The sequence below is a fragment of the Thermostichus sp. MS-CIW-41 genome, from assembly GCF_054058915.1.
The window spans coordinates 16155-42720 of record NZ_JBSSBO010000002.1 but is presented as its reverse complement, the minus strand read 5'-3'; the positions used below and the strand labels follow the sequence as shown (position 1 = coordinate 42720).

Annotated in this window: 22 protein-coding genes and 1 tRNA gene; 10 read left to right on the top strand and 13 right to left on the bottom strand. The window is 58.0% G+C overall.

Going from position 1 to position 26566, the window contains the following annotated elements:
* Nucleotides 1-17: 17 nt before the first annotated feature.
* From cobD to mrdA, 3 genes are all read right to left on the bottom strand, one after another.
* Nucleotides 18-1151 (bottom strand): threonine-phosphate decarboxylase CobD, encoded by a 1134-nt coding sequence (cobD, locus tag ACVWXE_RS01120; protein ID WP_457489377.1) that lies wholly within the window; start codon nucleotides 1149-1151, stop codon nucleotides 18-20.
* 35 nt (nucleotides 1152-1186) lie between these two features.
* A complete protein-coding gene (locus tag ACVWXE_RS01115) occupies nucleotides 1187-1492 on the bottom strand; it encodes an HU family DNA-binding protein (protein ID WP_414352206.1) in 306 nt (101 codons plus the stop codon).
* Between the two features lie 315 nt (nucleotides 1493-1807).
* On the bottom strand, nucleotides 1808-3709 hold the full coding sequence (mrdA, locus tag ACVWXE_RS01110) for a penicillin-binding protein 2 (RefSeq protein ID WP_457387737.1): 1902 nt from the start codon (nucleotides 3707-3709) through the stop codon (nucleotides 1808-1810).
* Between the two features lie 138 nt (nucleotides 3710-3847).
* Between mrdA and ACVWXE_RS01105 the strand changes: the two genes are divergently transcribed.
* The gene (locus tag ACVWXE_RS01105) at nucleotides 3848-5116 is read left to right on the top strand and encodes a lipopolysaccharide biosynthesis protein (protein WP_457489376.1); all 1269 of its coding nucleotides are present in this window, start codon (nucleotides 3848-3850) and stop codon (nucleotides 5114-5116) included.
* Here ACVWXE_RS01105 and ACVWXE_RS01100 read toward each other — a convergent pair.
* On the bottom strand, nucleotides 5103-5468 hold the full coding sequence (locus ACVWXE_RS01100; RefSeq protein WP_011432528.1) for an FHA domain-containing protein: 366 nt from the start codon (nucleotides 5466-5468) through the stop codon (nucleotides 5103-5105). The genes ACVWXE_RS01105 and ACVWXE_RS01100 overlap by 14 nt on opposite strands.
* A gap of 128 nt (nucleotides 5469-5596) precedes the next feature.
* Nucleotides 5597-6433: an SDR family oxidoreductase gene (locus ACVWXE_RS01095; protein WP_414416261.1), complete on the bottom strand. Its 837-nt coding sequence runs from the start codon at nucleotides 6431-6433 to the stop codon at nucleotides 5597-5599.
* 117 nt (nucleotides 6434-6550) lie between these two features.
* Between ACVWXE_RS01095 and ACVWXE_RS01090 the strand changes: the two genes are divergently transcribed.
* Nucleotides 6551-7042, top strand: coding sequence for a YajQ family cyclic di-GMP-binding protein (locus ACVWXE_RS01090; RefSeq protein ID WP_011432526.1), 492 nt, complete (start codon nucleotides 6551-6553; stop codon nucleotides 7040-7042).
* Nucleotides 7043-7229: 187 nt separating this feature from the next.
* Here the strand turns inward: ACVWXE_RS01090 and hemW are convergent, their stop codons facing one another.
* A complete protein-coding gene (gene hemW / locus ACVWXE_RS01085) occupies nucleotides 7230-8447 on the bottom strand; it encodes a radical SAM family heme chaperone HemW (RefSeq protein WP_457489375.1) in 1218 nt (405 codons plus the stop codon).
* Between the two features lie 68 nt (nucleotides 8448-8515).
* On the opposite strand from hemW, the gene hisH reads away from it, so the two are divergent.
* From hisH to ACVWXE_RS01060, 5 genes are all read left to right on the top strand, one after another.
* On the top strand, nucleotides 8516-9172 hold the full coding sequence (gene hisH, locus ACVWXE_RS01080) for an imidazole glycerol phosphate synthase subunit HisH (protein WP_457489374.1): 657 nt from the start codon (nucleotides 8516-8518) through the stop codon (nucleotides 9170-9172).
* Nucleotides 9173-9178: 6 nt separating this feature from the next.
* Nucleotides 9179-9640: an EVE domain-containing protein gene (locus ACVWXE_RS01075; RefSeq protein ID WP_457489373.1), complete on the top strand. Its 462-nt coding sequence runs from the start codon at nucleotides 9179-9181 to the stop codon at nucleotides 9638-9640.
* A 184-nt stretch (nucleotides 9641-9824) separates the two neighbouring features.
* Nucleotides 9825-11405 (top strand): hypothetical protein, encoded by a 1581-nt coding sequence (locus ACVWXE_RS01070; RefSeq protein ID WP_011432522.1) that lies wholly within the window; start codon nucleotides 9825-9827, stop codon nucleotides 11403-11405.
* A gap of 339 nt (nucleotides 11406-11744) precedes the next feature.
* Nucleotides 11745-12743, top strand: a complete 999-nt coding sequence (locus tag ACVWXE_RS01065) for a hypothetical protein (protein ID WP_457489372.1) — start codon at nucleotides 11745-11747, stop codon at nucleotides 12741-12743.
* 43 nt (nucleotides 12744-12786) lie between these two features.
* Nucleotides 12787-18402: a DEAD/DEAH box helicase gene (locus ACVWXE_RS01060; protein ID WP_457489371.1), complete on the top strand. Its 5616-nt coding sequence runs from the start codon at nucleotides 12787-12789 to the stop codon at nucleotides 18400-18402.
* A gap of 169 nt (nucleotides 18403-18571) precedes the next feature.
* On the opposite strand, the gene surE is transcribed toward ACVWXE_RS01060, so the two are convergent.
* Nucleotides 18572-19369, bottom strand: a complete 798-nt coding sequence (gene surE / locus ACVWXE_RS01055) for a 5'/3'-nucleotidase SurE (RefSeq protein ID WP_011432519.1) — start codon at nucleotides 19367-19369, stop codon at nucleotides 18572-18574.
* Between the two features lie 416 nt (nucleotides 19370-19785).
* Here surE and ACVWXE_RS01050 point away from each other — a divergent pair, with 416 nt between their 5' ends.
* Together ACVWXE_RS01050 and ACVWXE_RS01045 are read left to right on the top strand one after the other, a co-directional pair.
* Nucleotides 19786-20451, top strand: coding sequence for a Crp/Fnr family transcriptional regulator (locus ACVWXE_RS01050; protein WP_011432518.1), 666 nt, complete (start codon nucleotides 19786-19788; stop codon nucleotides 20449-20451).
* Nucleotides 20452-20481: 30 nt separating this feature from the next.
* Nucleotides 20482-21399 carry an alpha/beta fold hydrolase gene (locus tag ACVWXE_RS01045; RefSeq protein WP_457489370.1) on the top strand — a complete coding sequence of 306 codons (918 nt, stop codon included), beginning with the start codon at nucleotides 20482-20484 and terminating at the stop codon, nucleotides 21397-21399.
* Here the strand turns inward: ACVWXE_RS01045 and ACVWXE_RS01040 are convergent.
* The 6 genes from ACVWXE_RS01040 to ureG all read right to left on the bottom strand — a co-directional run bounded on the left by ACVWXE_RS01040 (nucleotide 21327) and on the right by ureG (nucleotide 26220).
* Nucleotides 21327-21938 carry a Ycf51 family protein gene (locus tag ACVWXE_RS01040; RefSeq protein WP_414406945.1) on the bottom strand — a complete coding sequence of 204 codons (612 nt, stop codon included), beginning with the start codon at nucleotides 21936-21938 and terminating at the stop codon, nucleotides 21327-21329. The genes ACVWXE_RS01045 and ACVWXE_RS01040 overlap by 73 nt on opposite strands.
* Nucleotides 21939-22154: 216 nt before the next feature.
* Nucleotides 22155-22234 (bottom strand) — tRNA-Leu (locus ACVWXE_RS01035).
* Nucleotides 22235-22292: 58 nt separating this feature from the next.
* Nucleotides 22293-23342 (bottom strand): hypothetical protein, encoded by a 1050-nt coding sequence (locus tag ACVWXE_RS01030; RefSeq protein WP_457489369.1) that lies wholly within the window; start codon nucleotides 23340-23342, stop codon nucleotides 22293-22295.
* A 64-nt stretch (nucleotides 23343-23406) separates the two neighbouring features.
* Nucleotides 23407-24600 (bottom strand): RNA-guided endonuclease InsQ/TnpB family protein, encoded by a 1194-nt coding sequence (locus ACVWXE_RS01025; RefSeq protein ID WP_457489408.1) that lies wholly within the window; start codon nucleotides 24598-24600, stop codon nucleotides 23407-23409.
* A gap of 157 nt (nucleotides 24601-24757) precedes the next feature.
* A complete protein-coding gene (locus tag ACVWXE_RS01020) occupies nucleotides 24758-25561 on the bottom strand; it encodes an urease accessory protein UreD (protein WP_457489368.1) in 804 nt (267 codons plus the stop codon).
* The gene (ureG, locus tag ACVWXE_RS01015) at nucleotides 25558-26220 is read right to left on the bottom strand and encodes an urease accessory protein UreG (protein ID WP_011432513.1); all 663 of its coding nucleotides are present in this window, start codon (nucleotides 26218-26220) and stop codon (nucleotides 25558-25560) included. The genes ACVWXE_RS01020 and ureG overlap by 4 nt, the downstream gene beginning before the upstream one ends.
* A 59-nt stretch (nucleotides 26221-26279) precedes the next feature.
* Between ureG and ACVWXE_RS01010 the strand changes: the two genes are divergently transcribed.
* A complete protein-coding gene (locus ACVWXE_RS01010; protein WP_041436298.1) occupies nucleotides 26280-26534 on the top strand; it encodes a hypothetical protein in 255 nt (84 codons plus the stop codon).
* Nucleotides 26535-26566 lie beyond the last annotated feature (32 nt).

The following is a 26566-nucleotide window of genomic DNA, read 5'->3' as shown; positions in this document are numbered from 1 at the left end:
CTCCCGCAGAAAAATCCCTAGCTATTCTCCAGGATCTCCCGGCAGGCGGATAACAACTGCTCCTGCTCCGGCAGGGTGCGCAGGCCAATGCGCAGGTAGCGATCTCCCAGCTCGGGAAAACTCAGGCAATCCCGCACCAGAATCCGGTGCCGCTGCAGCAGCGCCCGCTGAATTTGCGTGGCAGAGCCAGGGCAGCGCACCAACACAAAATTGGCTTGACCAGGCCAGGGATCCCAGCCGGGCAGTGCTTGCAAACCCCTGAACAAATGCTCTCGGGCCACGGGTAGCCAGGCCAAGGTGCGCCGGCGGAAGTCCTCATCGGCCAAAGCTGCCGCCACTGCCACTCCCGCCAATCCGTTGACGCTCCAGGGATCCCGCCACTGTCGCCAGCGCTGCCAGTGATCCGGGTGCCCCACCGCAAAGCCAATGCGCAAGCCGGGCAGTGTGAAGAACTTGGTGAGGGAACGGATGACGATGGTGTTGGGGTGAGCCGCCAGGTGGGGGATCAAGGTTTGGCTGCGGGGCATTGCCGACGGGCTGGAGTTTAAGCTCAGGGTGGGCTCCCCCGGCAAAAAGTCCATAAAAGCCTCGTCCACCACCACCCGGTCGAACTGGGGCAGGAGAGGCAGGATATCTTGCTGCGGGATCAGCCAGCCCGTCGGGTTATGAGGGTTGTTCAGCCAGAGCACCCGGTTTCCCTTGCCTGCCACCGGAAGGGGTTCCTGCAGAAGGGTAAAACCGGCGGATCCCTGGCCGGGGAAAAAAGGCAGCGGCTTGATGGTTACCCCTGCTGCCCGCAGAGCCCGCGCATACTCCCCAAAAGCAGGCTGGGGCAGCCATACCTCCCGCCCTTGCGCATCCCGGGCTGCCCAGGTGAGCAACTCCGCTGCCCCATTGCCCACAAAGATCCACTCAGGATCGACGGCCCAATGGTTGGCCAAACAGATGCGCAAGTCCCGATAGTCGGGATCCGGGTAGCGGCTGATTACAACCGGGTCTGCTGCAGACAGCGCCTGAGTCAGAGCTTGCAAGACCGATTCCGGTGGGCCCAGCGGATTCAAGCTGGCCGAAAAATCCAGAATCTCCTGGGGAGAGCAGCCAGCGATTGCTGCTCCCCAAGCCCAATTGCCACCATGTCGAGGCTGCTCCACGCCCTACCCAGCAGCCGAGTCCCAACCCGGCGAAATTAAGATTTCCCCCCTGCTACTGCTTCGCGGAATGACTTGCCCACCCTAAAAGTGGGGACGATGCTCTCTGGGATCACCATTTTTTGGTTGGTTTTCGGGTTGCGACCTTCTCGCTCTTTGCGCTTGCGAGCCTCAAAGGAGCCGAAGCCCACCAGGGTCACCTTCCCCTTGGGTTCACCGTTTTCATCGCGGGATGCGACCTCTTCGACAATGATCTCCAGTGCGGCGGAAATGACAGCCTCCGCTTCTTTTTTGGTTACATTGGCGCGATGAGCGACGGCATCAACAAGTTCTGCCTTGTTCATCCTGATCTCCTTTTGAGTTAGGCAATAAAGTTAGAGCGTTCCCTGGATCGCGGATTTGCTCAGGCGTTGCAGAGCGGCCACGGCCCAGAGTGTTCTCAGTGTGTGGGAGCGGGGCTTGCCCTGCAATGCGCCAAGGCACCACTGGCGCGAATGGCAGGATTGTGGCAGTTGAGCTCCAAATCACTGACATATTCTACAGCTAAGTTAGGGCAGAAGCCTGCTGGGCAAGGGGTTTTAGGGGATCTTAACGCAATTTTCTGGGAGACAAGAGACTGCATATACCCAGTTGGCTCGGATCCGACAGAAAGCTAGGGCTCACGACTCGGGTCGGAAGTAGGCCCGCATCACCTCTCGAAAGATGGGAGCGGCCCGTGATCCACCCCCACCGCCGCTGTTTTCCAGAAAGACCACGACCACCAATTCGGGCCGGTCGTAGGGAGCATAGCCAACATACCAAGCGTGGGATCGCCGCGGCGGATCCTCTGCGGTGCCGGTTTTACCAGCCGTTGGGGGAAATCCTGGCCCCAGGTTGGCGTTGCCGCCAGTGCCGTAAACCACGACATCTCGCAGCCCCTGCTGCAGGATCTCCAGGGTGGCAGGGGAAAGACCTACCTTTTGGCGCAGCGGCACAGGGCTTTCCGGGATCACCTGGTGCGAGAGCAAGGGGCGCACCCGCCAGCCCCCATTGGCCACTGCCGCCGTTACCACCGCCATTTGCAGCGGCGTAGCGGTAATAAATCCCTGGCCGATGGACATGTTGACCGTGTCGCCCACATACCAGGGCTCGCGCCAGTGGCGCTGCTTCCACTCAGCATCCGGCACCAGACCCGCGGCTTCCCCTTTGAGGCCAATCCCGGTCAGTTGTCCCAACCCAAAGCGGCGCGACCATTCTTGCAAAGGGGCAGCCTTGGTGCCGAGGGCGATTTGGTAGAAAAAGGTGTCGCTGCTGTAGGCCATCGCCTGCCGGTAGTTCAGCCGCCCGAAGCCGGCCCGGTTCCAGTCCCAAAAGCGCCACCCTCCCACCTGGATGTAGGGGCCGGTCTGCAGCACCGTATTCGGGGGAAAGGCTCCCGACTCAATCCCGGCAGCGGTGGTGATGATTTTGTAGGTGCTGGCGGGGGGATAGGGCCGCAGGCCGCGGTTGAGGAAGGGAAAATCCTGCTGCTGCAGGCTCTCCCACTGGGCTTGGGTGATGCGGCTGGAAAAGAGGTTGGGATCAAAGGTGGGATAGCTGGCCATGGCCAGGATCGACCCATCGCTGGGATCCATGGCGATCACCGCTCCTTTTTGCTGGCCGAGGGCTCGCTCTGCCGCCTGCTGCAGCCGCACATCCAAAGTGAGCTGCAGGGTGTTGCCCGGTTGGGGCGCTTGTTCCCCCAGCACCCGCAGCACCTCTCCCATGGCGTCCACCTCCACCTGTCGCCCGCCCCATTGGCCGCGCAGATGGTTCTCGAACAATTCCTCCACTCCCATTAGGCCAACGATATCCCCCAGGCGATAGCTGGGATCCGCCCGCAGTTGTTCCTGCGAGATCTCGCCGGTATAGCCCAGCAGATGAGCGGCCAAGTCGCCGTGGGGATAAAACCGCACCGTCTCCGCCTCCACCATCACTCCCGGCAGCTCGCGGCTCATCTCCTCCAGTTGAATGACCACCTGGGGGCTGGCGTTGCGCAGGATGCGCACGGGAAACGGGGAACGATATCCAGCCTGTTCTAGCTTTTGGGCGATCTCCTCAGGGGCGATGTTCAAGTAGTCTGCCAACTTGGGGATCATCTCCTGCCAGCGCTGCCGAGACTGCACCAGAGGCCAGAGGAAGACCGAGTGGGACAATCGGCTGCCCGCCAGCAATACACCGTTGCGATCCACAATGCGCCCGCGTTCTGGCGGCTGGGGCAGCAGGCGAATGCGGTTGGTATCGGCCAACTGGCGGTAATACTGGGTGCGCGCCAACTGCAGGTAGGCCAGACGGGATCCTAGCCCTCCGAACAGCAGCAGGCTGGCCAGCAAGAGCAAGACAACGGCCCGATAGCCTTGCCCCACCGTTTTGGTCGGCAGGGATCCCAGCCAACGAGGACTACCGCCGTCCGGCGGGGGTGGGGGAAGCACCCGGCGAGGGGCAGGCGGCCTGGAATGGGGGGAGAACAGGGCTTTTGGATCCCGTCCGGTCAAGGTGTGGGGGCTTCGCGTGGCGTCGCTGACAGGGTAGAGTTTGGCCATGAACTTGCCACATGAACTTGCCAGAAGAATTGCAACCGATACACCCAAAATCGAGAGGAGATGCCCGCTCTCGGGCAGGCAGTCTCAGCATCCATCCAGTATCCCTGGCTGCGGCAAGCCTCGTCCAGGAGTGGCAGCGTGGATAGAGCAGAACAACAGCGGCTACGCCAGGCTGCCTGGCTGATGGTGGGCAATGGCCTGCGCCTGGGGTTGTCCGGGGCCTATTTCATCCTGTTGGCCCGTCTGTTGGGGCCGGAAGCCTTCGGGGTTTTCTCCGCCATCTTGGCCTGCAGCAACCTGGCCGCCCCGTTTGGCTATTTGGGCCAATCGGAACTGCTGATCCAGCGCCTCAGCCGGCAGGGATCCCCGACTTGCACCCAGGGGATTGGCCCCAGCTTATGGTTGGCGGGATTGGGCTGTGGGGGGATGGCGCTGGTGTTGTGGCCCCTCTTGAGCGTTTGGCTGGCCGGGACGCCAGCAGCGGTGGTGGGGGTATTGCTTTTGAGCGATCTGCTGTTCATCGCGGTGCCAGAGGTGTACAGGGGGATCCTGATCGGGAGAGAGCAGGCTGCTGGGGTAGCCCTCATCGACACGGGCATGGCGCTGGGGCGATTGGGGGCAGTGTTGTTGGCGGTGGCCTTGGGCTGGGGATCCCTGGCACAATGGGCCATTCTGTACAGCCTGATGGTGTTGGTCGTGCTGCTGCTGATCGCGAGGGGGATGGGGCGGTGGAGCGAGCCTTCTCCCCCCTTGGCCCTGAGCTGGCGAGATCTGCGGGAACGGCTGACAGCGGGCTGGGACTTTGCGGTGGGGCTGGCCGCGGTGAAAACCTTCACCGATTTGGACAAGCTGCTCTTGCCCCGTTTGGCCTCAGCAGCGGCGGGGGGTCTTTACAGCGCTGCCTATCGGGTGATCAACTTCTCGCAAACGCCGATGATTGCTCTGCTCACCAGCCATTTTGCCGAGCTGTGCCGCCAAGGCCAAAAAGGACTCCCACAAGGCTGGCGCTACGCCTGTCACCTTTTCCCTTGGGTGGTGGGCTACGGCAGTTTGGCTGCTCTGGGGCTGGCCCTGGGATCCTACGGGATCCCCTGGGTGCTGGGATCGGCTTACCGGGAAACGGCCCTCATCCTGCGCTGGCTCAGCCCGGTCATTTTGCTGGAAGGGATCCACCTTTTGCTGTCTCACCTGCTCACCGGGGCAGGGTTGCAAAAGCCCCGCAGCCGTCTGCAACTGCTGGCTCTGGGGCTGAATGGGCTTTTGAATGCGGTTTGGATCCCAAGGTGGGGTTGGCAGGGGGCGGCCCTAGCGACCTTGCTGTCGGAGATGGCCTTGGTGCTGGCTTTGCTGCTGTTGATTGGGGGGCGATTGCACGCTCTGCAGAGATCTGGGCCTAGGGAGCCTTAACAATTTTGTAGGTGGCTTTGGCATCGGGGCCAAAGGTGATCACATCCCCCGACTTGAGCTGGTGGGTGGTCAATTTCTGGCCGTTGATCAACAAGCCATTGGTGCTGGGGCGACCTTCCAGATCCCCATCCAAAATGCGGTAGCAATATTCTCCCTCTCGCTCGGCGGGAATCCGCAGCAGCATGGCGTGGTAGCGGGAGGCATACTGAGAGTTGAGACAGATGTCGTTCGCCAAGTCCCGACCGATGAAGTATTTGGCGGATCCCAGCACCTGGGTACGGCGGCCATCTCGGTCTTCCACGATCAAGATGTGCTGGTGGGTACCGGAAGGAGAAGGCACAGATTCAACCATACTTCCGCTGTCAATACCAGTGTTTAACCGTACCTCAAACTATACCGAAGTTTAGCCTTCTTCCTGCTATCGCTGGGTCTGCAGAATCGCTCATCCAGCGCCCCAGAACTCTCGACCGATCCAGTGGGCTAGCGAGGAACATTCTGGAGCAATGAGCCGACCCATCCGGGGAAGAGGGTGTAAGCTCCTACCGCCCATTGGGCCATGCCCACCACCACCTCTGACTTGGACTGGCGAGCGGCATCCCAAATGGCTTCGGCAACTTCTTCCGGCTGGCTGACCCAAAAACTCTCCAGCGCCTGTTGCATTTGCTCGCGGGCTTTGCCACCTGAGGTTTGGGCTTGGCTGTCGGGAGAGGACGCTGGCCCCACCTCATCCAGAAAAATGGCTCGCTTGAGGAAATTGCTGCTGACGATGCCCGGATGGACGCCAATTACCTGGATCCCTTGGGGTTGCAGTTCCAGACGCAGCGCTTCTGTCAGCCCACTGACCGCGTACTTGCTGGCACAATAGGCGCTCATCTGGGGCAGGGGCATTTTGCCGCCAATGGATCCCACGTTGATGATCTGGCCTTTTTTGCGCTTCAACATGTCGGGGAGCACGGCTCGGATGGTGTGGAGGTAGCCCCAAAAGTTGACCGCCATCAAAGCCTGCCAGTGTTCCAGGGTAGTTTGCAAAAAAGGGCCACTCATGCAGATGCCGGCGTTGTTGATCAGGCAATCGATGCGGCCATAGCGTTCCAGAGTTCTCTCCACCAGGTTTTGCACCTGTTCTGGCTGCGTGACATCGGTGGGAACGGCCAAGACCTCGGCGTTGAGGCTTTGCTCTAGGTCGATGGCCGTTTGCTTCAGGGTTTCGGCAGTGCGGGCAGCCAGCGCCAATCGGTAACCCCCACGGGCAAAGGTAAAGGCAGTAGCTCTGCCGATGCCTTCAGAAGCGCCTGTAATTAAAACAACATCGGCCATCCTGCTTCTCCGCAAATCTGGACTGGGATCCCTCTACCTGTTGTAGCTTCTCCGAGAGTTAGGGATCCCTGCTTGGCTGAGGGCTTAAGATACTGAACAATAGCGAGGATAGGGTGTATGGCCTCTACCTACTCATTTGACATCGTCAGCGATTTCGATCGGCAGGAACTGGTGAACGCTGTGGATCAAGCCCGACGGGAGATCAAACAGCGCTACGACCTCAAGGATACTCAGACGGAAATTGAGCTGGAGGAGGGATCCCTGACCATCACCACCGCCAACGACATGGCCCTCAACTCCATTCGGGATCTGCTTCTTACCAAAGCGGCCAAGCGGGGTCTATCCCTGAAGATCTTCGACTTCCAACCCCCAGAGAGCGCCGGCGGCAACCGAGTGCGCCAGGTGGTTCACCTGAAAAAGGGCATTGATGCCACGCTGGCCAAACAGATTGCCAAGCAAATCCGCGACAACTTTAAGAAGGTGCAGCCCGCCATTCAAGGGGATCTGGTGCGCGTTTCCGGCAAGGATAAAGACGAGCTACAGGCGGTCATTCAAATGCTTAGGCAGCAGGACTACCCGGTGGCGCTGCAATTTGTCAACTATCGATAGGGATCCTCTGAGCTTCCGTATCTTTCCCCTCAACCCCTCTTGCAAGATTAGAGATCTCAGGATCTGTGAAATGTTGGGTTTAATGGCTGCTGGAAATGGTGATGGCCTACGCTCCTCAAAGCTTGAGTTTTCGGCCAATTGGGATAGGGGGCTCTGGTGAGAAATCTTGTGAAAGTAACCGTCGGAATCAAGCCAGCAAGTCTCTGAGAATCTCATTGGAAAATAGCCAGCCATCGGGTGGGATCAGCCGCAGCCGACCCGCCTCGCAACTGGCCCATCCCTTCTCGAAATAGGGATCCAGCTTCTCCAAAGCTTGCTCGACCTTTGCCCGGCCAAAACGCTCTTGCAAATGGCCCAAATCCAGACCTTCCTGTAAACGCAGCCCCAACATCAAAGTATCCATCCAAACTTCCTCTGGAGATGCTTCAGGAGGGAGAGGGTGAACTCCAGCTTTCACCTGCTCAAAGTAGTGGTAAAGGGTTTTGGGCTGCTGAATGCGCCGTCCCCCCTCGTAGCCGACGGATCCCATGCCAAAGCCAAAGTAAGGGCGATTTTCCCAGTACACTCGGTTGTGGCGACAGGCGTAGCCGGGGCGGGCAAAATTGGAGATTTCGTAGTGGATGTAGCCCGCTTCGGTGAGCAGCTCCCGCGCCATTAGGTACATGGCAACTGTGGTTTCCTCGGTGGGCAAAGGCGCATCTCCCGGTCGGTACATCCGGCCAAATCGGGTTCCCGGCTCAATCGTCAGATCATAGACGGAGACATGGGTGGGGTTAATCTCAAGAACAGCTCGTAGAGACTGCTGCCAGTGTTCCAAAGTCTGGTAGGGCAGCCCAAAGATCAAATCCAGGTTGAAATTCTCAAAGCCCGCCGCCTGCAAGTCGGCCACGGCTTCGTAAACTTCCTCCACTCCATGCAGGCGACCACAAGCGGCCAGCAGCTCTGGCTGAAATGCCTGTACCCCTAGGCTGATGCGGTTGACCCCCAGCTCCCGGTAGCCCGCCAACTGCTCCCGCGTCAGGGTGCCGGGGTTGGCCTCCAGAGAAATCTCGCAGTCGGGATGAAACGGGATCCTCTCCCTCAATTGAGTCAAGATCCGCCCCAGTTGCTCCACCGTCAGCAGAGAAGGGGTGCCACCCCCGAAAAAAATGCTGGTCAACGGTCTGGGATCCCCGGCCAGATGGCGGTAGCGGTAGGCGCCGCCGATCTCCCGGCAGAGCATCTGCACGTAGGTTTCCATCAACTTGCGGGTGCCCAGGCCGGTGGCAAAATCACAGTAGTGGCAGCGTTGCCGACAAAAAGGGATGTGCAGGTAAGCCGCCTCAGGCCAATCAACCTGGTCGCGACAGGGTTGCGGAGCAGTACCGGTCGGAGTGGGATTGTGCAAAGCCGTTGCCACAGCCATGAGTCAGCTCAAACGGGATAGAACCACTATACTGATAGACTCCGAAACTCCTCACGAGAAGGGATCCCATGGGAGCTGTGCGCCTGGCGGTAATCGACTATGATGCCGGAAACTTGCATTCGGCTTGCAAAGGCTTGGAGCGTGCCGGGGCAGAGGTGCATCTGGTAACAGAGCCGGTCGGGCTGGAGCGTTTCGACGGGATCATCCTGCCGGGAGATGGGGCTTTTGATCCGGCCATGCAGCAGTTGCGAGAGCGAGGCTTTGTGGATCCCATCCGGGAGGCGGTGCAGCGGCAGCAGCCCTTCTTGGGCATTTGCATTGGTTTGCAGGTTTTGTTTGAGAGCAGCGAAGAGGGGGTGGAACCGGGGCTGGGCATTGTGCCTGGACGGGTGCAGCGCTTTCGACCGGAGCCGGGCTTGCGTATCCCCCACATGGGCTGGAACCAGTTGCACCTTACCCAACCCCAATCGCCTCTTTGGGCAGGGATCCCGAATCAAAGCTGGGCCTATTTTGTCCATTCCTATCACGGTGTGCCCAGCGATCCAGCCTGGGTGGCTGCTACCACCCAACACGGCAGCCAAACCTGTGTAGCCGCTATTGCCCGCGGCACCTTGTTTGCTACCCAGTTTCACCCAGAAAAGTCCGGCCCCTACGGCTTGAAGATGCTGCGCAACTTTGTCGAGTTTGTTGCCCGTTGCTCCCTTTTATCTGCTCCCAGAGCTTAGTGCCCCATGAACTACTGGCTGATGAAATCTGAGCCCAGCATCTATAGCATCTGGGATTTGCAGCGGGAGGGCCAAACCCTTTGGGATGGCGTGCGCAACTACCAAGCCCGCAACTATCTAAAAGCCATGCAGGTGGGGGATCGCGCCTTTTTCTACCACTCCAACGCCAACCCCCCTGGTATTGCTGGCCTGATGGCAATCCTAGAAACCCAGGTGGTGGATCCCAGCCAGTTTGATCCGACCAGCCCCTACTACGATCCCAAGTCCACTCCAGCAGATCCCCGGTGGTACACGGTGCGGGTGCAATTTTTGGCTGCTTTTGAAAGAGTGATCCCTTTGGCCAAATTGCGGGCCACCTTCACCCCGGAGGAGCTGGAGGTGGTGCGGCGGGGCACACGCCTGTCGGTGATACCTGTGGCTGCAGAGGTTGCGGAGCGCTTGCTCTCACTGGCAAACCTCTCCTCTTGATCTGGGGTAAGCTTCCCGACGGTCTCGCCCGACCATTTCCTCTCCGAGGCAGCTAGCCTCTACAGCGCCGACTCTGTTTTGCTGCCAATTTGACCTAAAACAAACATAAAGGGATTCAAAAAATAGGAAACTGGGCATTCAACGCCTGCCTAGACTTGAGGAAGGAACCCAGGGCGAGGTTACTGTGGCGCTGCACAACAACTATGCCCGCTGGAACCAAGCAATTGTTCAATGGGCAACGCTGGGAGTTCCTCACGGTACGCCAGTTTACCTCAGCGTAGATGAAGAAGTTTTAGCAAGTCTAGGCTTAGGCCCAGTTGAGGACTTTTGCCAAGCCGTGCGCGCCCAGGTGGTAGATGGCCAGCGAGTCCAGCTATCAACTCTGCAAAACCAAAGCTTGCCCGAACCAGCAGGAGTTGCCTTCTTGGCGCTGATGGTGCTCGCCGCCAACGACATGGTGAGGGATGAGGAGCTGGATGAGAGGGACTTCTTTACCCATTTTTGTCAACGATTGGGGGTAGGCGGCGACACTCGTCCCACTGGGATGAAAGCTGGAGATGAAGAAGGCCTATGGCAGGAGTGGAACCAATGGCTAGAGGTAAAGGGATGGATTGCCACCGCCGAGCCAGGGGAAGGCCCGCGCCGGTATTTGAATTACCCCATTTCCCAAACCCTGCTGCGGAAAGCGGACATCCAAAAGCTCTGTTGCCTGTTTTACGAGAAAAACTGGACTACCGCCCGCAGCGAAACTAAGTTACTGGTGGACTTGGCGAGCGAAAAAAACCTGAACCGCCATCTGGAAGAGCTGCTGGACGATCGCCAGCGACACGAGGTACTGGGCGCCGAAATCCTAGCCGTCCATCAGGAGTGGTTAGACGCACAATGCCCGAAACCTGAACAATTTAGCCGACGTCCCCCCACGTGCCTGATTGCAGGGCTGTATCGCACCGAAGATCGGTGGGGGAATCCAGAGTACTACCCTTACCCCAAAGTTCCGCGTCGTTGGCCAGTTGCCGAGGTGACCGTAGAAAACCTAGGTAGCTTGCGTTGTGAGCGCTCTGGTTGGTTTTTCCCTGTTGGCGCACCGCTTTCTGCTGCCGATCTAACAACGGGGAAGTCATGGCCGATTCGAGATCATGCCCACTTGCGGGAACTCCAGCTGCCAGCTCGAGACTTTTGGGTCTTGGTGCCCGATCCTGAGAACCCCGAGTCTAGTGCGCTGGCTAGTTGGGGAGCACCTAAATTGGGCAGTCATTTCACAGTGCTGTTTCGGGAAGCACTCTGGTTGGACTTGCAGCAGCTACGAGAAGAAAAGCTGCTGCAGTGGGAGGGCGATCGCCAGCTTGCCTTTGAAGTAACCTCTGGCTGGTGGGAAATCCAAGAATGTCAGGTGCTGGCGCCGGTATGGGACGGTTTGTTTTTACAACATCCTGAGCTGAAAGAGGCCTTACAACCACGCGATCGTCTGCACATTGCCTTGGGTGGAGGGCTACGGGTACCGCAAGGACAAGGTTGGCTCGAGGGTCACTTGCCAAAGGTGACTGTGTACGGGTTTCAGCCTACGGTAGCCGTGACTCTAACTGAAGTGCGTACCGGGAGCATATATCTTCCAGAAGACCATCGCTCTACCAACCAGCCTTGGGATTTGCCCGCAGACTTACCTCCCGGTACTTACCAAATCCAAGTACGGGGCGGAACTGCCCACCAGGAACGCTTTTTGAAGATCCTGAGTTGGGGTGATTTGTCATTAGCTTCCCTAGAGTAGAGGCATAACTCTATGTCGAAAAAATCTTCTCGGTCAGAGCAAACTTACTGGGGCTTTCGCACCCATACCTCCAGATACAAACCCCAAAAGTTGCTGAATTACTTACAAAAGCGGGTTACTCAAGAAAACTTGGCCGATGTTGTGTCTCATGTTCGTATTGAGAAGGGCATTAAGGAAAGAAGTAGGGGAGAGTATTACTTCTACTTGGGTATTAAGACAAATGCGCGCTCTGATTGGTCATCCACACAAAACACCCTTGAGCAACTGATTAAAACAGTGAGAGGTATCAGTATAGTTAGGATTGGAAGAGAAGGATTTTGCTGGGAAGATATTCGACACATGGTGGGTATCGCCTATGAGTTGGAACGGGATACCCAACCCATTGAGTATTTCCAAGTCAAGCGGCCACCTAAAGTCAACCCACTTGGTTTGGAAACACCTATAGCAGAGGCGGCAGGAAGCGATCGCTCCCAGCCGTGCGAACAGCTGCTTTGGTGGTTATCGGCAGCCGGTTCTGGTTCTTGGGAAACCTTTCAAGCCGTATGCGGTCACCTAGATCTAGTCCAACCGCGTCGGTTGTGGCGTCGGCTGCAGTTGTTAGGGCATCTTCTGGCAGCTCAGGATGGTCAACACTGGCAAATGCAGCCACCTTCCCTGCAGCCAGTGAGCAAAAATTGCTACGTGCTGTACGGTCAGCGAAACGCCAGCCTGCAAGAGTCTTTGCAGCAGTTTGGTCGCCTTGTGAAGATCCCTCAACCTCGAAGGGATGCTCCACCCTGTTGGCAGCTTGAGCTGCAAGCTGATGCTGCCACCGCAATTGCCGAGTTACGGACCAAATACCCTGCCCTAGCCATTCGTCCGGTCGAGGCCCCTCCTCCTTGGGCTGATTGGGTAGCTACGCTAAAGGTCGTCGATTGGGTGCCACTTCACCGCTATCGACTAAAGCGCTACGATGGGAGCAGCTTCGTAGATGTGCCAGACGCCGAGGAAACGGGTTTCTACGAGCTGTACGAGGAGGGATCCCAACGGCAACACGCTCTGTTTTACGACCGCGAGCAAAACACTTGGTACAGCAGCGAGTGGTACGGCCTGCGTTTTTTGGCTTTGACCTGTCTCCGGCCAGGAGAGTTGGTGGTCAATTACCACCCAAATTCTCAAGAGTTAACAATTCCCAGCAGCCAGCGCTGGCCGTTGGCGTACGAACGCTATTTGGTCATGCAATCGGGTTGTTTGCCTGACTACAATCCTGACACTGGAGAGCTGATTTATCGAAACATCACGCCGACTGTATGGCAATTAATTGGCGAGCGACTGCCACATCTCAGCGCAAGGGAATAGCAAATTTGTAGATTACAGTTGTACGGAACGCCAAGGAAAAACCATGTACGATCTCGTCGGTGCCTATCAACGGTTAGATTGGGTCTATCGGCTTTACATCAAGAGTGCTTTTCCCCTGCGGTATCCGGCTCTTAGCGCTGAGCGCGATTGCTGCTTGCAGTCCAGCCCTGAACATCCCTTGCTAAGCGTTCCTCCTTTGCTAGAGCCGACACCGGTCTATCCTTCTTCCGGCAAGACCCTTGAGGCAGCAGCACAGGCGTTACCTGATGGTTACGAAGATTTGGCACATCTTGGTCGGTCTTTGTTTCCAAATTTCCCTCTCTATGAGCATCAGTGGCGGAGCTTGGAAGCAGCCATCGTTCACCAGAAGGATATTGTGGTAACGACGGGCACCGGCTCAGGCAAAACCGAATGCTTTTTGCTACCAATTTTAGCCTATCTTGCTCGAGAATCCCGCACCTGGGATCCCATGTCCCCTCAGAGTGGCGATACGTTCTGGTGGCAGCAGGAAGACAATCCAAAGTGGGTACCACAGCGCCAAGGGCAACAACGACCGGCGGCGATACGGGCCTTGATTCTCTATCCTTTGAATGCTCTGGTGGAGGATCAATTGCGACGGTTGCGCAAGGTGTTGGACAGTCCGGAAACCCATGCCTGGCTCGATCGCGAGCGCGGCGGCAATCGCATCACCTTCGGTCGCTATACGGGACAGACACCCCTCCCCGGTCGTCAGATCCCTGAAAAGGTCAAAGAATTGGCCAAGCTATTGAGAGATCTTCAGGAGCAGCAGGGAAGAGTTGCTGTTCGGAGCAAGAATTCGGATAAAGATTCGGATTTAGTATTTTATTTCCCTCGCTTAGATGGGGGAGAAATGCGCTCACGCTGGGACATGCAAGAACATCCCCCAGATATCCTGATTACCAACTATTCCATGCTCAACATTATGCTGATGCGGCAAATTGAGGCTGGGATGTTCGAGCAAACGAAAGCGTGGTTGCAAGCGGATCGAGGTAATAAATTCTTGCTGATTGTGGATGAGTTACACACCTATCGCGGGACACCAGGGTCAGAAGTAGCTTATTTGCTGCGCTTGCTGCTGTACCGCTTGGGGCTAACAGTCAACTCAGAACAGCTACAAATTTTGGCGACCAGCGCCAGCTTGGAAGAGGGCGAGGCGGGCCGCCGGTTTCTCCGGGAGTTTTTTGGGCGCGATAACTTTGCGGTGATTGCTGGAGAACAAGTTGCTCCGGATCCCGAAGCCCCAGCGCGAGTGCGTCAGTATCAAGTTGCTTTTGCTCAATTTGCCAGAGATGTGCAGGCGGATCCCCTCCAGCCCCTGCGACCTCTCCCTATCCCCGAAGAAGCTCTGACCAAGCTGGTGCAAGAGCTGGGGGGCGATCCCAGCTCAAAACCACTGGAGCAGGCTTTGGGGGAGTGCCTCGAAGAACTCAAGGTTGGCGATGCCTTGCGGGAGGCCTGTCGGCAAGCTAGTGGCAGCGTGCGCGCCACCCCCATCCAAAAAGTTGACCAGCAACTGTTCCCGGGGGCGGCCGTGCCCCAAGGCGGTCTGGTCTCCGAGGCCTTGCGAGGATTGTTGATGGCGACGGCGGTAGCTCAGCGAGAAGACGGGCGATCGCCCCAGCCCGTGCGCGGTCACCTTTTCTTTCACAACCTGCAAGGTCTCTGGGCGTGCAGCAACCCTCACTGCAGCGTTGCGCAACGCTCTCCGGAGAACAACCAGCCGCCTTCACCCATTGGCGCTTTGCACAGCCAACACCGTCTCAGTTGCGACTGCGGGGCGCGTGTCCTGGACTTGATCGTCTGCGAAGTTTGCGGGGAGGTATTCCTGGGGGGCTATGCATACCAATCCGGCGAGTCCCTTATCCTCACTCCCGATCAACCTGACTTGGAAGGCATTCCTGATTTGGTGAACCTTACGCAGAGGTCTGGGAATTATCGCGTTTTTTGGCCCCTGCCCCACGACCCGGAACCTTGGGCGACCCAGCCGCAATATTTGGAGTGGACTGCTGGCAAGGCGAAGCGGGGGTGGGTTGAAGCCAAGCTCAACCCCGCTACTGGTGAACTCCGACAAGATAAAAGCCCCCCTAGAGAAGGCGAGGTTCCCGGCTGGGTGTACCAAGTGAAAGAGGGGGATGGGAATCAGCCCGCCTTGCCGAGCCGCTGCCCTCGCTGCGATACTGATCGCGCTCTCCGTGAGGCCTATCCCACTCCTTTGCGCGTGCACCGCACTGGATTCCAAAAAGCCTGTCAGGTGATTGCCGGAGCTTTGTTGCGGGAAATGCCAACACCGCAATCCCGCAAGCTGGTGGTTTTTTCCGATAGCCGCCAGGACGCAGCCAAGTTAGCCGCCGGTATGGAAATGGATCACTATCGCGATATGGTGCGCTTGCTGCTAGTGCGATCAGCAGAGGAGTATAGGCAAGACCTGCGGGCCTTTCTGCGCTGTGAGTTGCCCAGTCCAGAGGAACGACAGCAACGGTTGCGAGAATATCCCCGGTTGCTACAAGACGTTGAGGGGATGGCGGAGGATTGGGCAGCACGGGATCGCTTTCTTAATCGGCAAGGTGACATTGCTACAGAAGCTCTGCTTTGGACTCAAAACCGGCGACCTGCCAACGAGCAAGTTCGTGAACTGTGGCTCGAGATGCTCAAGTCTTACGGCGAGAAAGTTCCTCTCCTTGCCTTGCGGCGCACCCTGGCAGACCTGCTCTTACATTTGGGACTGTGCCCTGGCGGGATGTCCTTTAGCGCCCTTTACTATTCTAAGGATCGGCATCCCTGGACTGAGCTCTACAACTGGCAAAGTCAACCAGTAACACGAATTGCTGCCCGAACACCAGCGCAAAACACACACCTCGATGAACTCGATGCCTCTTTAGCTGATGAAATGATGTTTACGCTGTTTGCCCATGCGGTCAGAAACATCGAGTCTTTTGGACAGGGCTATGTTACAGCTCAAGTTCCTCCGGAACTGCAAGACGTTGCCAGCGCGGTTATCCGCCAATTGGGAATTCGCAAGCGGCATCGATACTCCAAATTCTACAGACTGGGTACTAGGCGGGAATTACCCCAGTACGTGGAGCGATACTTGAGAAAATTAGAGGAACAGGGCAAGCCAGACTTAAAATCCCAGATCGAGCGGGAGTTGGACAAAATCGGTACCGGTGGCGAGAACGGATTGGTTTTGGATCCAGATCGCCTCTACCTTGTGCCCGTCTCTCGCGAAGGTCTTCAAGGCTACCGCTGTCCTCAATGCGGGGCCTTTTACTTGCACACTGCGGGGGGATGGTGCCCAGAGTGCAGTGGCGGTCGCAACACCAGCAAACGCTCTGACCCGCAGGCCATCCGACTGCAGCCGAGCAGCTTGCCGCGCGACTTGGACTACTACGCCTACCTCTCCGACCCTGAAAACGAACCGTTTCGGATGAATGCTGCCGAATTGACAGGGCAAACCGACAAGGAGGATCGCCTCAAACGGCAGCGCTGGTTCCAGGAAGTGTTCCTAGAGGGAGAAATACCGCTGGCTCAGGGCATTGATTTGTTAAGCGTGACTACCACTATGGAGGCTGGCGTAGACATCGGCGGCCTGCTGGCAGTGATGATGGCAAACATGCCGCCCCGACGGTTCAACTACCAGCAGCGGGTGGGACGGGCTGGTCGGCGCGGTGCCGGGGTCTCCTTGGCAGTTACGTTTTGCCGGGGTCGCAGCCATGACGATTTTTACTTTCAGCGCCCTGAGGCCATTACCGGCGATCCGCCACCCCCGCCCTACATTGACCTGCGCAGCCTCACCATTGCTCGGCGCGTCGTCGCCAAAGAAGTCTTGCGGCAGGCTTTTCAAGATCTATCGGTTGCAGCGGATCTCGAAGATGCAACCAGTGTCCACGGCGAATTTGGCTTGGCCAAAAACTGGCGGCAAGTGGAACCGTCGGTTCGGGATTGGATTGACAACCATCCCCAAGACATTCGAGCTGTGATTGCCCAACTTTGCCAGCAGACTTACATTTCAGCCGAACAGCAGGAAGAGCTGTATCGCTACATCCGCGAGGAGTTGGTCAATAAAATTCGCGAGATTGCTGAGTCTGAAGCCTACAGCCAAGATCAACTTAGCGAACGTCTGGCCAATGCCGGCATTTTGCCCATGTTTGGCTTTCCCACACGGGTGAGGTTACTTTACACTCGCTGGTCTGCCAGCGAAGGCACCATTGATCGCGACTTGGATACGGCGATTGCACAGTTTGCCCCTGGCTCGGAAATCGTCAAAGATCGGGCAGTACACACCGCCTGCGGATTGGTGGAGTTGGTGCCTCGCCCAAGAGGCGTACAATCGCGTCCCGGCTTGGTGCCGCCCCTCGACAAACCCAATCGCTGGCTAGGTCTGTGCTGCAACTGTCAAGCCATGATAGAGGACTACCAGCCACAGCAGCCGCTTTGCTCTCCTCCCCCAGCTACCCACAAGCCGGCAAAGCAAGCCTGTCCGGTATGCCAGCAAACCACCCTCCGCTGCATTGATGCGCGGGAACCCAGGGGCTTTTTCACCAACTTGCAGCCGTGGGCTTTTGATGGTCAATTTGAGTGGCAACCCCGCGTCAGTCGGCCAACCTTGGGCGCGGACGGACTTAAGGCGGAAGCGACGACCGCAACGACCGGCAACGCTCACCTGCGGGGAGGCAGCGATGACGTTTTAATCGTCAATGATCGCGGCGGCGAGGGGGGGTTCCTGTTACAAGCGGATAAGAGGTGGCCAGGAGCTTATGTTTGTCCTGAAGTTCAGGGGAAACATTTCGAAGGAATAGGCCCTACCTATCGGATTGCCCTACTGTCTAAGCGACGCACTGACGTGCTGCTGGTCAGCCTTCAAACTTGGCCGCCTGGCGTGTTTGCTGACCCAACAACTGTGGAAGGGCGAGCAGCTTTGTATTCCTTCGCCTTCTGGTTGCGAGCGGCTGCCTGCACCTTTTTGGATGTCGATCCTGACGAGTTGCAAGCCAGCTTTCAGACGAAGGAAGAGGCTGGCCGAGTGGTGGGTCAGGCTTTTCTGTTCGACAAGCTGGAGAATGGCGCGGGGTATTGCCTCTACCTCGCTCAGCCGGAGGTCTTCTCGAAGCTGCTGGAACAAGAGGACTTGTCTCAACCCAACAGTTTGGCCTTCCGTTGGCTGCAGCACCAGCAGACCTGCGACACGTCCTGCAACAACTGCTTGCGCGATTACTCCAACCTAGCCTACCACGGGCTCTTGGATTGGCGACTAGCCTTGGATATGGCGCGCCTTCTGCGAGATGCTAGGGCACCGGTCGATTTGCAGAGCCCTTGGGGGGAAGAGCAGGAAAATCCCTGGCGGCGCTTGGTGGAGCAGGTACTGCCGCCACTGCTGGAAAACCTAGGCTTCCAGCAAGTGTCTCAGGATTTTCTCCTGCCGGTGTGGACGGGAAACCGGGGGCGGGAAGTGCGGATTGTGCGCCATCCTATTTGGACTGATGAGCATCCCATCTGGCAACAAACTGTTGAGCAAGTCCGTCAGGCCTATCCCCAGGCCCACATTCAGGCAATCAATCCTTTTTTGACGTTGCGACGACCAGGGGATGTCTTGGCAAAGTCAACAAAAACTACCCGCTCTAAGCGTCCTGGTGCTGCCTGACTTTATTTCGCTCAGTTTCTTTAGCCTGCGGTGGAAGAGGGCAGCGCGACTCAGTAGTCCAACACTGCCGACGCTCTCTCTACGGGCTAAACACGTTGGCAGAGGCGATTTCTTTCTATTCCAGGGCCTAATAGCCTTTCTATTCTCTGACTCTGAACTGCGCCAATCCCTACAGAGCTCCCTCCAATCCAGAGCCAAAAGCCGAGAGCCCCCACTGCTGCAAGCTATCGAAGGCCGCGTAGGCCGTTAGATCCGGCTGCAGGGGCGTAATCGACACATAGCCCTCAGCAACCGCCCGCACGTCCGAACAGGGATCCACCTCCTCTTCCACCACCTCTCCAGCTAGCCAGTAGTAGGCCTTGCCGCGCGGATCCACCCGTTTCTCGTAGAGATCTGTGTACTTGCGCCAGGCCAGGCGGGCCAAGACCATGCCGCGTATTTCAGCCAGCGCTAGGGGGGGCACGTTGATGTTCAACAGCATCGGCTCCCCCAGGGGTTTCAGGCTCAGTTTCTCCAGTAGCTTCAGCACCACCTGGGCCGCTGGTTGAAAATCCTGATGGGTAAAACTGGCCAAGCTTACTGCCAGGCTAGGGATCCCTTCCAATAGCCCTTCCATTGCCGCCGAGACGGTGCCGGAGTAGAGCACGTCGGTGCCCAGATTGGCTCCCTGATTGATGCCGGAAATCACCCAATCGGGAGGACGATCCAATAGCCCGTCCAGACCTAACTTGACACAGTCGGAAGGGGTGCCCGAACAGGCCCAGGCCTGCACTTCTGGAGGAAATCCCTCCCGCACCGGATCCACCCGCAGCGGCTTGTGCAACGTCAGGGCGTGGCCGGTGGCCGAGCGCTCCCGATCCGGACAGACCACCGTTACCTGGTGCCCCCCCAGCTGGGCCAGCGCTGCCGCCAAACACCGCACCCCTGCCGCCTGGATGCCATCGTCGTTGCTGATGAGAATATTCATCCCAGCCACCCCACACCCGCCCTTAGACATACACCAGTCTGACCCAATGATCTGCGCTGATCCCCCAGGTAGCCAAGTTCAGCGGCAGAATCTGAAAATTTACGGCTTCTTGGGGTTATTATTGGACGTAGCCTTTTGAACAATATCAGTAGGAACACAATGTCACCCTATGAGGTCAAGTGCCATTATGAAGCTAAGGTAAAGTAAACCCTGCGGTTTCCTTCCTCTTTGTATTTGCCTTCTTGTGTGTATCTTGCTGTTTCTCCGTCCCCATCTTCCTAAGACTCCGTCCCGTTGACGTGTAGGTGCTCCGCACCGCCGGCGCGAACGCGGAAGCGTTGCATAGCCTACAGCCGGGTAAAGCTGGAAAGTCTGTAAAACCCATCAGGTCGCTCGAGCGACAGGAAGTTGATCTCATGTCACTTGTTTCCATCACATCGGCAACAGAGGCTCAGGAATGGCGTGAGCTTTGCCAGTGGGCCGAGGAGCACTACCGCTGTCGCACCTTTCCCAAAGACGTGCGCATTCCCACTCGTCCGGGATTGGTGTACATCACCCAAGAGGGAGTGGTGCGCCTGGTCAGCCAAACTCCAGAGCGGCGGGAGGTCTTTGTTGGGTTCATCACGGCTGGATTTCCTTTTGAGCTGAGCAACCCAGAGCGCTTTGAGTTGAAAGCCTGCACCCACGCCGATCGCACCACGGTGATGTGGTTTTACTGGCAGGATCTGGAGCAGTGGCCCTATCTGCACCAGAAGATTCAGGAAAACTTCCGCCAGCAACTGCAACGGAAGCTGCTGTGGTTGGGAAATCTGGGCCAACGGCGCGCCATCGATCGCCTCAAGGGCTTCTTGAGCCTGTTGATCGAAGAGTATGGACAGCCCTGTGAACAAGGGATGTATCTCCCCTGGCCCCTTACCCATGCCCAGATTGGGGATGCCATTGGGGCCACCCGCGTGACGGTGACTCGTCTTCTGGGATCCCTGCGTTCGAAAGGGTTTGTGCAGGTGCTGGATCAAAACTTAATTTGCATTCCCAACGGGGTAAAGCTCCAGCCCACTCCGAAGAAGGCGGCCAGCGCCTAACCCTGCTGTCTAGATGCTATCCAGAGTGTTATGCCTACAGCAGTCGGGAACTGCACTGCTGACGCGATGGGCCTGCAGCTCCACTACCGTACTTGGGGAAAAGGGATCCCCTCCCTCCCAATCTTGATGCTCCACGGCCATCCGGGCAATGCCGACTGCATGGCGGTATTTGCAGAGGCAGTGGCGGGGATCCACCCCTGTGTGGCGCCAGATCTGCGTGGCTACGGGCATTCCCAGGTGACGGATCCCTTTGAGATGCAGGATCACCTAGAGGACTTGGAGCGGCTGCTGGATCGCCTGGGCTGGCAGGCGTGTCTGGTGCTGGGCTGGTCTTTGGGCGGGATCCTGGCCCTGGAGTTGGCTTTGCGGCTGCCGGAGCGGGTAAAAGGCTTGGTTTTGGTGGCCAGTGCCGCCTGCCCCCGCAGCAACCATCCCCCCACCGATTTTTGGGATCAGGTCAACACCGGCGTTGCCTCGCTGCTCAACTGGCTTTGGCCCGGCTGGGAATGGAACATCGAGACCTTTGGCCGTCGCTCCCTTTACCGCTACCTGATGCAGCAACAGACCCCAACGGCCTATCGGTATTTGGCGCACATGGCCTTGCCCGCCTATCTGCACACCTCCCCCCAGGCTCGCCAAGCTCTGCGCGCCGCTTTGCAACGGGGCTACAACCGCGAGGGAGATCTGCACCGAATTCGCATCCCGGTACTGCTTATGGCCGGCGAGCGGGATCGCCACATCACCGCCAACAGCAGCCTGGCCACAGCCCGCGCCCTGCCCCACTGCACCTGCATTGTCTATCCCAACGTGGCTCATCTCTTTCCCTGGGAGATCCCCGACCGGGTGGGACAGGATCTGCGCCGCTGGCTCAGCGCTCAAGACTGGGCAAGTGGGATCCCGGTGGTTGGCTCTTCCGCTTCCTCTGCAGACAAGGCGGCAGAAGCCTGACCCTGGGCCAACTTCCGCAGCCGGGCAAAGGCCTCTTCCTCTAGATGGATCTGCTGCTGCTGTTGTTCTTCTGGGGTGCGCAGGCGCTTTCCCAACGGCTGTTGCAGCGTGCCCAAGAGCAACGGCTCGGAAACTCCCGGCTCGGGATGGATGACGGTGCGGGCCCGCAAGGTGAACACCGGCGAACCAGTGGAGAAGCGGCCCGGGGATCCCAAATCGCTGGCCGCCTGCTTCAGGGTGAGGATCAGTTGCTCTGGGGTGATATCCGGGCTGACAGCAATAACCGCTCGATCCGCCCCTTGGTCATAGACGGTGGTGTAGGGGGCAGCACCGGGAATGCGGGAGCGAAAGATCGGCCCCAAGCTGAGGGCAAAACATCCCGCTGTTAAAACCAGCGCAAACGCCGTGTAGCCCACCAGCGCAAACTTCAAGGGCCAATTGCGGATCCAGGCCAGCAGGGTGAGCACAGCCAGCAAGCCTGCTAGACCTAGCCCAATTTGGGTGGCAGAGGCAAAGAAAGATTCCAAAGTTGCATCCATGATTCCCCAGTTTAGCGGCTAGAGCTTCATCTCTAGGATGCAGGATGAGCCCGATTCTGGCTGCCCTATCTAAGGACTCCGTCCCGCTGGCACCCTGCTCCAGAAGGGCTTGGCTGGTTCTATCACCAAACCCCTGTGAGAAGAGGCGAGAGGGATCAACCTACCAAACCCAGAAAGCAGCGAGCCTTACAGCTCGTCACAGCAGACTAAAAATCATGGGCAAGGTCGGATTCGAACCGACACGGTTTCCCGCCGCATTTTGAGTGCGGTGCGTCTACCAGTTTCGCCACTCGCCCGACTTGGAACCATTATCCTACTGAACTGGCGAAACCTCGTCAACCAATCCCCCGAACTCTATCGGCGGCGGTCTTTCTCCAGTTGCTGGGCCTTTTGCCGAAGCTGGCGGGTTTGCTCCATCACCTCCTCCAGATCCTCGTGGGATAGCCGCTCGACGTAGTTAATTTTGATCTCTTCCAGCAAGTCTTGCAGGAGAGAGCGAATTTCTTCCGAAGCATGCTCCTGGCTGAGTTCCCGTGCCAAGACCTCACCAAACCGCTGCATCAGTTGCGCTGCCAGCTTGGAGCCGACGGGATCCTCGAAACTGCCCGTCAGGGTTTTGTAGGTGGTGGTGGTCAGCTCGTTGGCCAGGCGCTCCGTCAGTTGGCCAGGCAGGGATCCCAGGCCGGGAAGCTGTTCTAGAGTTTGCATGGCAGGCAACTGCTTGAGCAGGCCATCCAGGTTGTAGCGGAGCAGTTGTTGCAATTCCGGTTGCACCTGGGGCAAAACGCGGTAGAGAACAATGCGAAAAACCAGGTTGGCAATCGCCTCCAGCTCGTTGGTGTTGTTGATATCAATGTAGTCGCGCTGGGTACGCGCTGCCGGCAGCAGGGGCAGGGATCCCCGCTGAATGGATACCTGGATTTGGTTGATCACCCGCACGACAATGACTTCCGTCAGATCCTCGGCGAAGTTGGTAACAAAGCCCTGGCTCACCTGGGCGCGTACCCGCTCCAGATCCAGCAACTGTGCTTGTCCCAGCCGGATGGTGACGGGGATCACCCGCAGCCAGCGCCAAAAGGGCAGCAGCAACAGCACATCGTACCAACGCCAGAGCATGGCATCCAGCGAATTGACGCCGGTGTAGCGGCGGCTGATGGCCACCGTGCGCAGCAAAAATTCCAGCCCAAACAGAAGCACGAAGGGAAAATCCAGCACCGGGAAAAAGTCAACAGGGTTACCGCTCTCGCCAATGGGGCGGAAATAGTTGGTCTCGAAGAGGGGGCGCAGCCGGGTCTGGAAAAATTCAATTCCATCTGCGGGATCGGCGCCGGCCAAGTACTCAGCAGTCCAAAAGCGGGCAAAGGCAGCTCTGGCGGAGTCGGCTTCTGGGATGTGCTCCCGCATCAAATTGAGGATACGCACAAACTGGCCAGTTTTGTTGGCGCCGTAAACTACCCGGCTCCGACCGCTAAGCGGTACGGAGCGGGCTTTCAGTAGCCCTGAGCCTGTTCTGCTCTACCAGAGAACAAAACAAGCCCGAACCTCTAGGCTGGTTTACGACAGCCCCCAAGAGCGCAATCACATTCGCACCATTCAAGTCCGCATCCCCTTCCCATCCACAGTGCCCACACTTGAACGACTTGCCACTGCGATAGGATTGCGCAGGGTCGGGATGAATGTGCAAACACCGGTGGCAGGTCTGCGACGTGTAGGCAGGCGGCACCAGAATCAAAGCAACCCCTGCACGCAGAGCCTTGTACTCCAAAAATTGACGGAGTTGATAAAACGCCCAACTGTTGGCCCTGCGCCGCTCAGCTTTGCTGCGTGGCTGTTGATTGACCCTTTCCCGGATCCCTGTCAAGTCTTCCAGAGCAATAGCGCTGTTTGTGGCTTTTGCCCTAGAGACAATAGCTTTGGAGATGCGATGATTGACCCACGCTTGAAAGCGTCTCTCCTTGCCAGACAGCCGTTGCAGCAGTTCTCTGCATCTGCGCCGCGAACTGCGTGTGCCCTTACTGGCTTTGCGTTGGAGTACCGCCCTCAACCGGGAGTAGTGGTCTCGGACTCTGTTCAACTGCTGTCCATTCCAGTTGTCCCCCTCTGACGTATGGGCGATATCCGTCCTGCCCAAGTCCACCCCGATCACCTTGTCGGTATCTTGTTGCTTGAGTGGCTTTTTCTCTACGCAAATCTGGATGTAGTAGGAGCCATCTTTGCGCTTGACCAGGGTGGCAGATTTGGGGTTGGAACCAGCCAGCATTCCCCTCTGGTAGTTACCAATGGCTAGCTCAAAGCGTTCTCTCCCTTCAACCGTGGTCAGCGACACCGTCCAGTCTTTCTCGCGGAATGAAAAGATACGTGCGTCGTAGGTAACGAACCTACGCTTGAACTCTTTAACCGGACGGTTGCGCTGTCTCGCCACTTTGCGAGCGCCTGCCACCCGTCTGCACACCTGTTGAGCCAAGTTACTGGACAAGCCGAACCGGGCTCGAATCTCGTAGTAGCAAAGGGATTGCAGTTTGACCGCGTTGACGATCTTCTCCGGCGTGTTCTGGTTGACCCAGTTCAAGGCTTGGCCAAAAGCCTCCATCGTCGCGTCCAATTTGGCGGCTTGCGACTGGGACGCCTTGAGCTTACAGGAGACGGTCAGGACTTGGCTCATAAGTTCATTGTACTTCATCAAAGCGCATTCCTCCCGACACTGACCCTACGGGTACAGTGCGGGGCTCCTGCGATTTCTAGCTGAGAATCCGTTGAGCAGCGTTCAAAGGACTCCGTCCTGGCCTTGGGTCAACCAGTTGGTTTGAGTCAGCCTTAGTCTACCACCCCTGGGGTGAGCCACCCTTGGCTTGAGCAAGCTGTAGTGCAACCTGGCCAAAATGCCGCCAAATGGCCTCTGCCTGTGGCCCCACCTGGCGCAGAATCCAACCCTTACAGATGGGATCCGGAGACTTGACCAGCCAGTATGGGGACTCCGTTCCGCTGATGTGAACGGTCAGCCAAGTGGGTTCCGGCCAATCCCCCAGCAAGTACAGGGATCCCCAACAGAGATGGGATCCCAGCACTGACGCGGCGGAGACCTGCCGATGGGGAAAGTGCAGATCCATGTGTTCCTGCAGCCAGAGTTTTCTCCCCTCGGGGGAGGATGGGATCCCAGCAGTGACCCAAACTTGCAAGCAGTTGGCAAGATGTTCAAACTGCCAGCGTTCGTCCATGGCCAGCCGTCCGGCAGTCCAGATCTCGGCATAGGCCAGGCGGGCTGTGGGATCCAGTTCGATCTGCACCTGCTGGCGAAAGTCTGCCCCTGCCCCCGGAATGGTCGGGTAAGGGATCCAGATCAACTGGCTGGTGGGGGCCAGCTTGACCTTGACCTGTTGCCGAATCAAGCCGGGATGCAGCCGCGTTGCCCCTTGGGTGCGAATTTCCAGTGCCGAGCCTGGCCCCAGCCCGATCTCGATCCGGTGGCGATCCCCACCCAGCAGGCCGCCGTTGGGGTTGCGCAGGTAGTACACAGGTGGCTCCCCAGGGGATCCCAGCCATTGCAGGGGAGCCTGAGAATACTCCCAAATACGGGTATGTTCGCCTCGGCGGGTTGCCTTCAAGATGGCCTTACCGAAGTTCACAGGCGGCTCACCGAGGGGGGGTCGGCCTTGATGGGCCGAAACAGCACCTCCCGCTCCAGCCAACTGAGAACCTGCTCCAGCCCCTCACCCGTGCGCAGGTTGGTAAAGACAAAGGGCCTATCTCCCCGCATGCGACGGGCATCCCGTTCCATCACCCCCAAGTCTGCTCCCACATAGGGAGCCAGATCGATCTTGTTGATCACCAGCAGGTCGGAGCGGGTGATCCCCGGCCCGCCTTTGCGCGGGATCTTGTCCCCTTCGGCCACGTCGATGACGTAAATGCAGGCGTCCACCAGCTCCGGGCTGAAGGTAGCTGCCAAGTTGTCCCCCCCCGATTCCACCAAGATGAGATCCAGGGGGCAAAAGCGGCGCTCCAGCTCCTGAATGGCGTCTAGGTTGAGGGAGGCATCTTCCCGAATGGCGGTGTGGGGGCAGCCGCCGGTCTCTACGCCAATGATCCGCTCTGCCTCCAGGGCCTTGGCCCGCACCAAAAACTCGGCATCCTCGCGGGTGTAAATATCGTTGGTCACCACCGCCAAAGACAGGTGGTCCCGCAGCGCCAAGCAGAGCTTTTCCACCAAAGCGGTTTTTCCGGATCCCACCGGGCCGCCAATGCCAACCCGTACCGGCTGGGAAGTTTGCGCAACTTTGCCCGACATCGGATACCTGCTCCTCTTTTTGGGCATTCTAGAACCAGATGCTTGCAAGGGATCCGAGTATGGTTCGGCTTTTGGTGGCAACTGCTGTGGTGCTGGTGGGATTTTTGCTGGTTAACCGCCTCTATCGCAACCCGCTGAGTTCGGAGCCGAGACCAGAGCAAGCCAGCCCAGAAGCTGCCCAGCAAGGGATCCCTCAAGGTGGGCCGCTGCAGATTTACCAATCTCGGGAACAGATCCAGCAAACCCTCAACCAAGGGGCTACCGCCACCCAGCAGCAGGTGGAAGCCGTTGAGCAATCCTTGGGCAATCCTTGACCCTTGACAAGTAAGAAGGGAGGCAGGTGCCT

Coding starts and splice junctions, on each gene's coding strand:
- ACVWXE_RS01025 (WP_457489408.1), bottom strand. CDS start 24,600: ATGAGCCAAGTCCTGACCGTCTCCTGTAAGCTCAAGGCGTCCCAGTCG.
- hemW (WP_457489375.1), bottom strand. CDS start 8,447: ATGGCTGTGGCAACGGCTTTGCACAATCCCACTCCGACCGGTACTGCT.
- ACVWXE_RS01090 (WP_011432526.1), top strand. CDS start 6,551: ATGGCCTCTACCTACTCATTTGACATCGTCAGCGATTTCGATCGGCAG.
- ACVWXE_RS01030 (WP_457489369.1), bottom strand. CDS start 23,342: ATGCGGGAGCACATCCCAGAAGCCGACTCCGCCAGAGCTGCCTTTGCC.
- ACVWXE_RS01050 (WP_011432518.1), top strand. CDS start 19,786: ATGTCACTTGTTTCCATCACATCGGCAACAGAGGCTCAGGAATGGCGT.
- ACVWXE_RS01075 (WP_457489373.1), top strand. CDS start 9,179: ATGAACTACTGGCTGATGAAATCTGAGCCCAGCATCTATAGCATCTGG.
- hisH (WP_457489374.1), top strand. CDS start 8,516: ATGGGAGCTGTGCGCCTGGCGGTAATCGACTATGATGCCGGAAACTTG.
- ACVWXE_RS01115 (WP_414352206.1), bottom strand. CDS start 1,492: ATGAACAAGGCAGAACTTGTTGATGCCGTCGCTCATCGCGCCAATGTA.
- ACVWXE_RS01095 (WP_414416261.1), bottom strand. CDS start 6,433: ATGGCCGATGTTGTTTTAATTACAGGCGCTTCTGAAGGCATCGGCAGA.
- mrdA (WP_457387737.1), bottom strand. CDS start 3,709: ATGGCCAAACTCTACCCTGTCAGCGACGCCACGCGAAGCCCCCACACC.
- ACVWXE_RS01045 (WP_457489370.1), top strand. CDS start 20,482: ATGCCTACAGCAGTCGGGAACTGCACTGCTGACGCGATGGGCCTGCAG.
- ACVWXE_RS01065 (WP_457489372.1), top strand. CDS start 11,745: ATGGTGGGTATCGCCTATGAGTTGGAACGGGATACCCAACCCATTGAG.
- surE (WP_011432519.1), bottom strand. CDS start 19,369: ATGAATATTCTCATCAGCAACGACGATGGCATCCAGGCGGCAGGGGTG.
- ACVWXE_RS01100 (WP_011432528.1), bottom strand. CDS start 5,468: ATGGTTGAATCTGTGCCTTCTCCTTCCGGTACCCACCAGCACATCTTG.
- ACVWXE_RS01010 (WP_041436298.1), top strand. CDS start 26,280: ATGGTTCGGCTTTTGGTGGCAACTGCTGTGGTGCTGGTGGGATTTTTG.
- ACVWXE_RS01040 (WP_414406945.1), bottom strand. CDS start 21,938: ATGGATGCAACTTTGGAATCTTTCTTTGCCTCTGCCACCCAAATTGGG.
- ureG (WP_011432513.1), bottom strand. CDS start 26,220: ATGTCGGGCAAAGTTGCGCAAACTTCCCAGCCGGTACGGGTTGGCATT.
- ACVWXE_RS01060 (WP_457489371.1), top strand. CDS start 12,787: ATGTACGATCTCGTCGGTGCCTATCAACGGTTAGATTGGGTCTATCGG.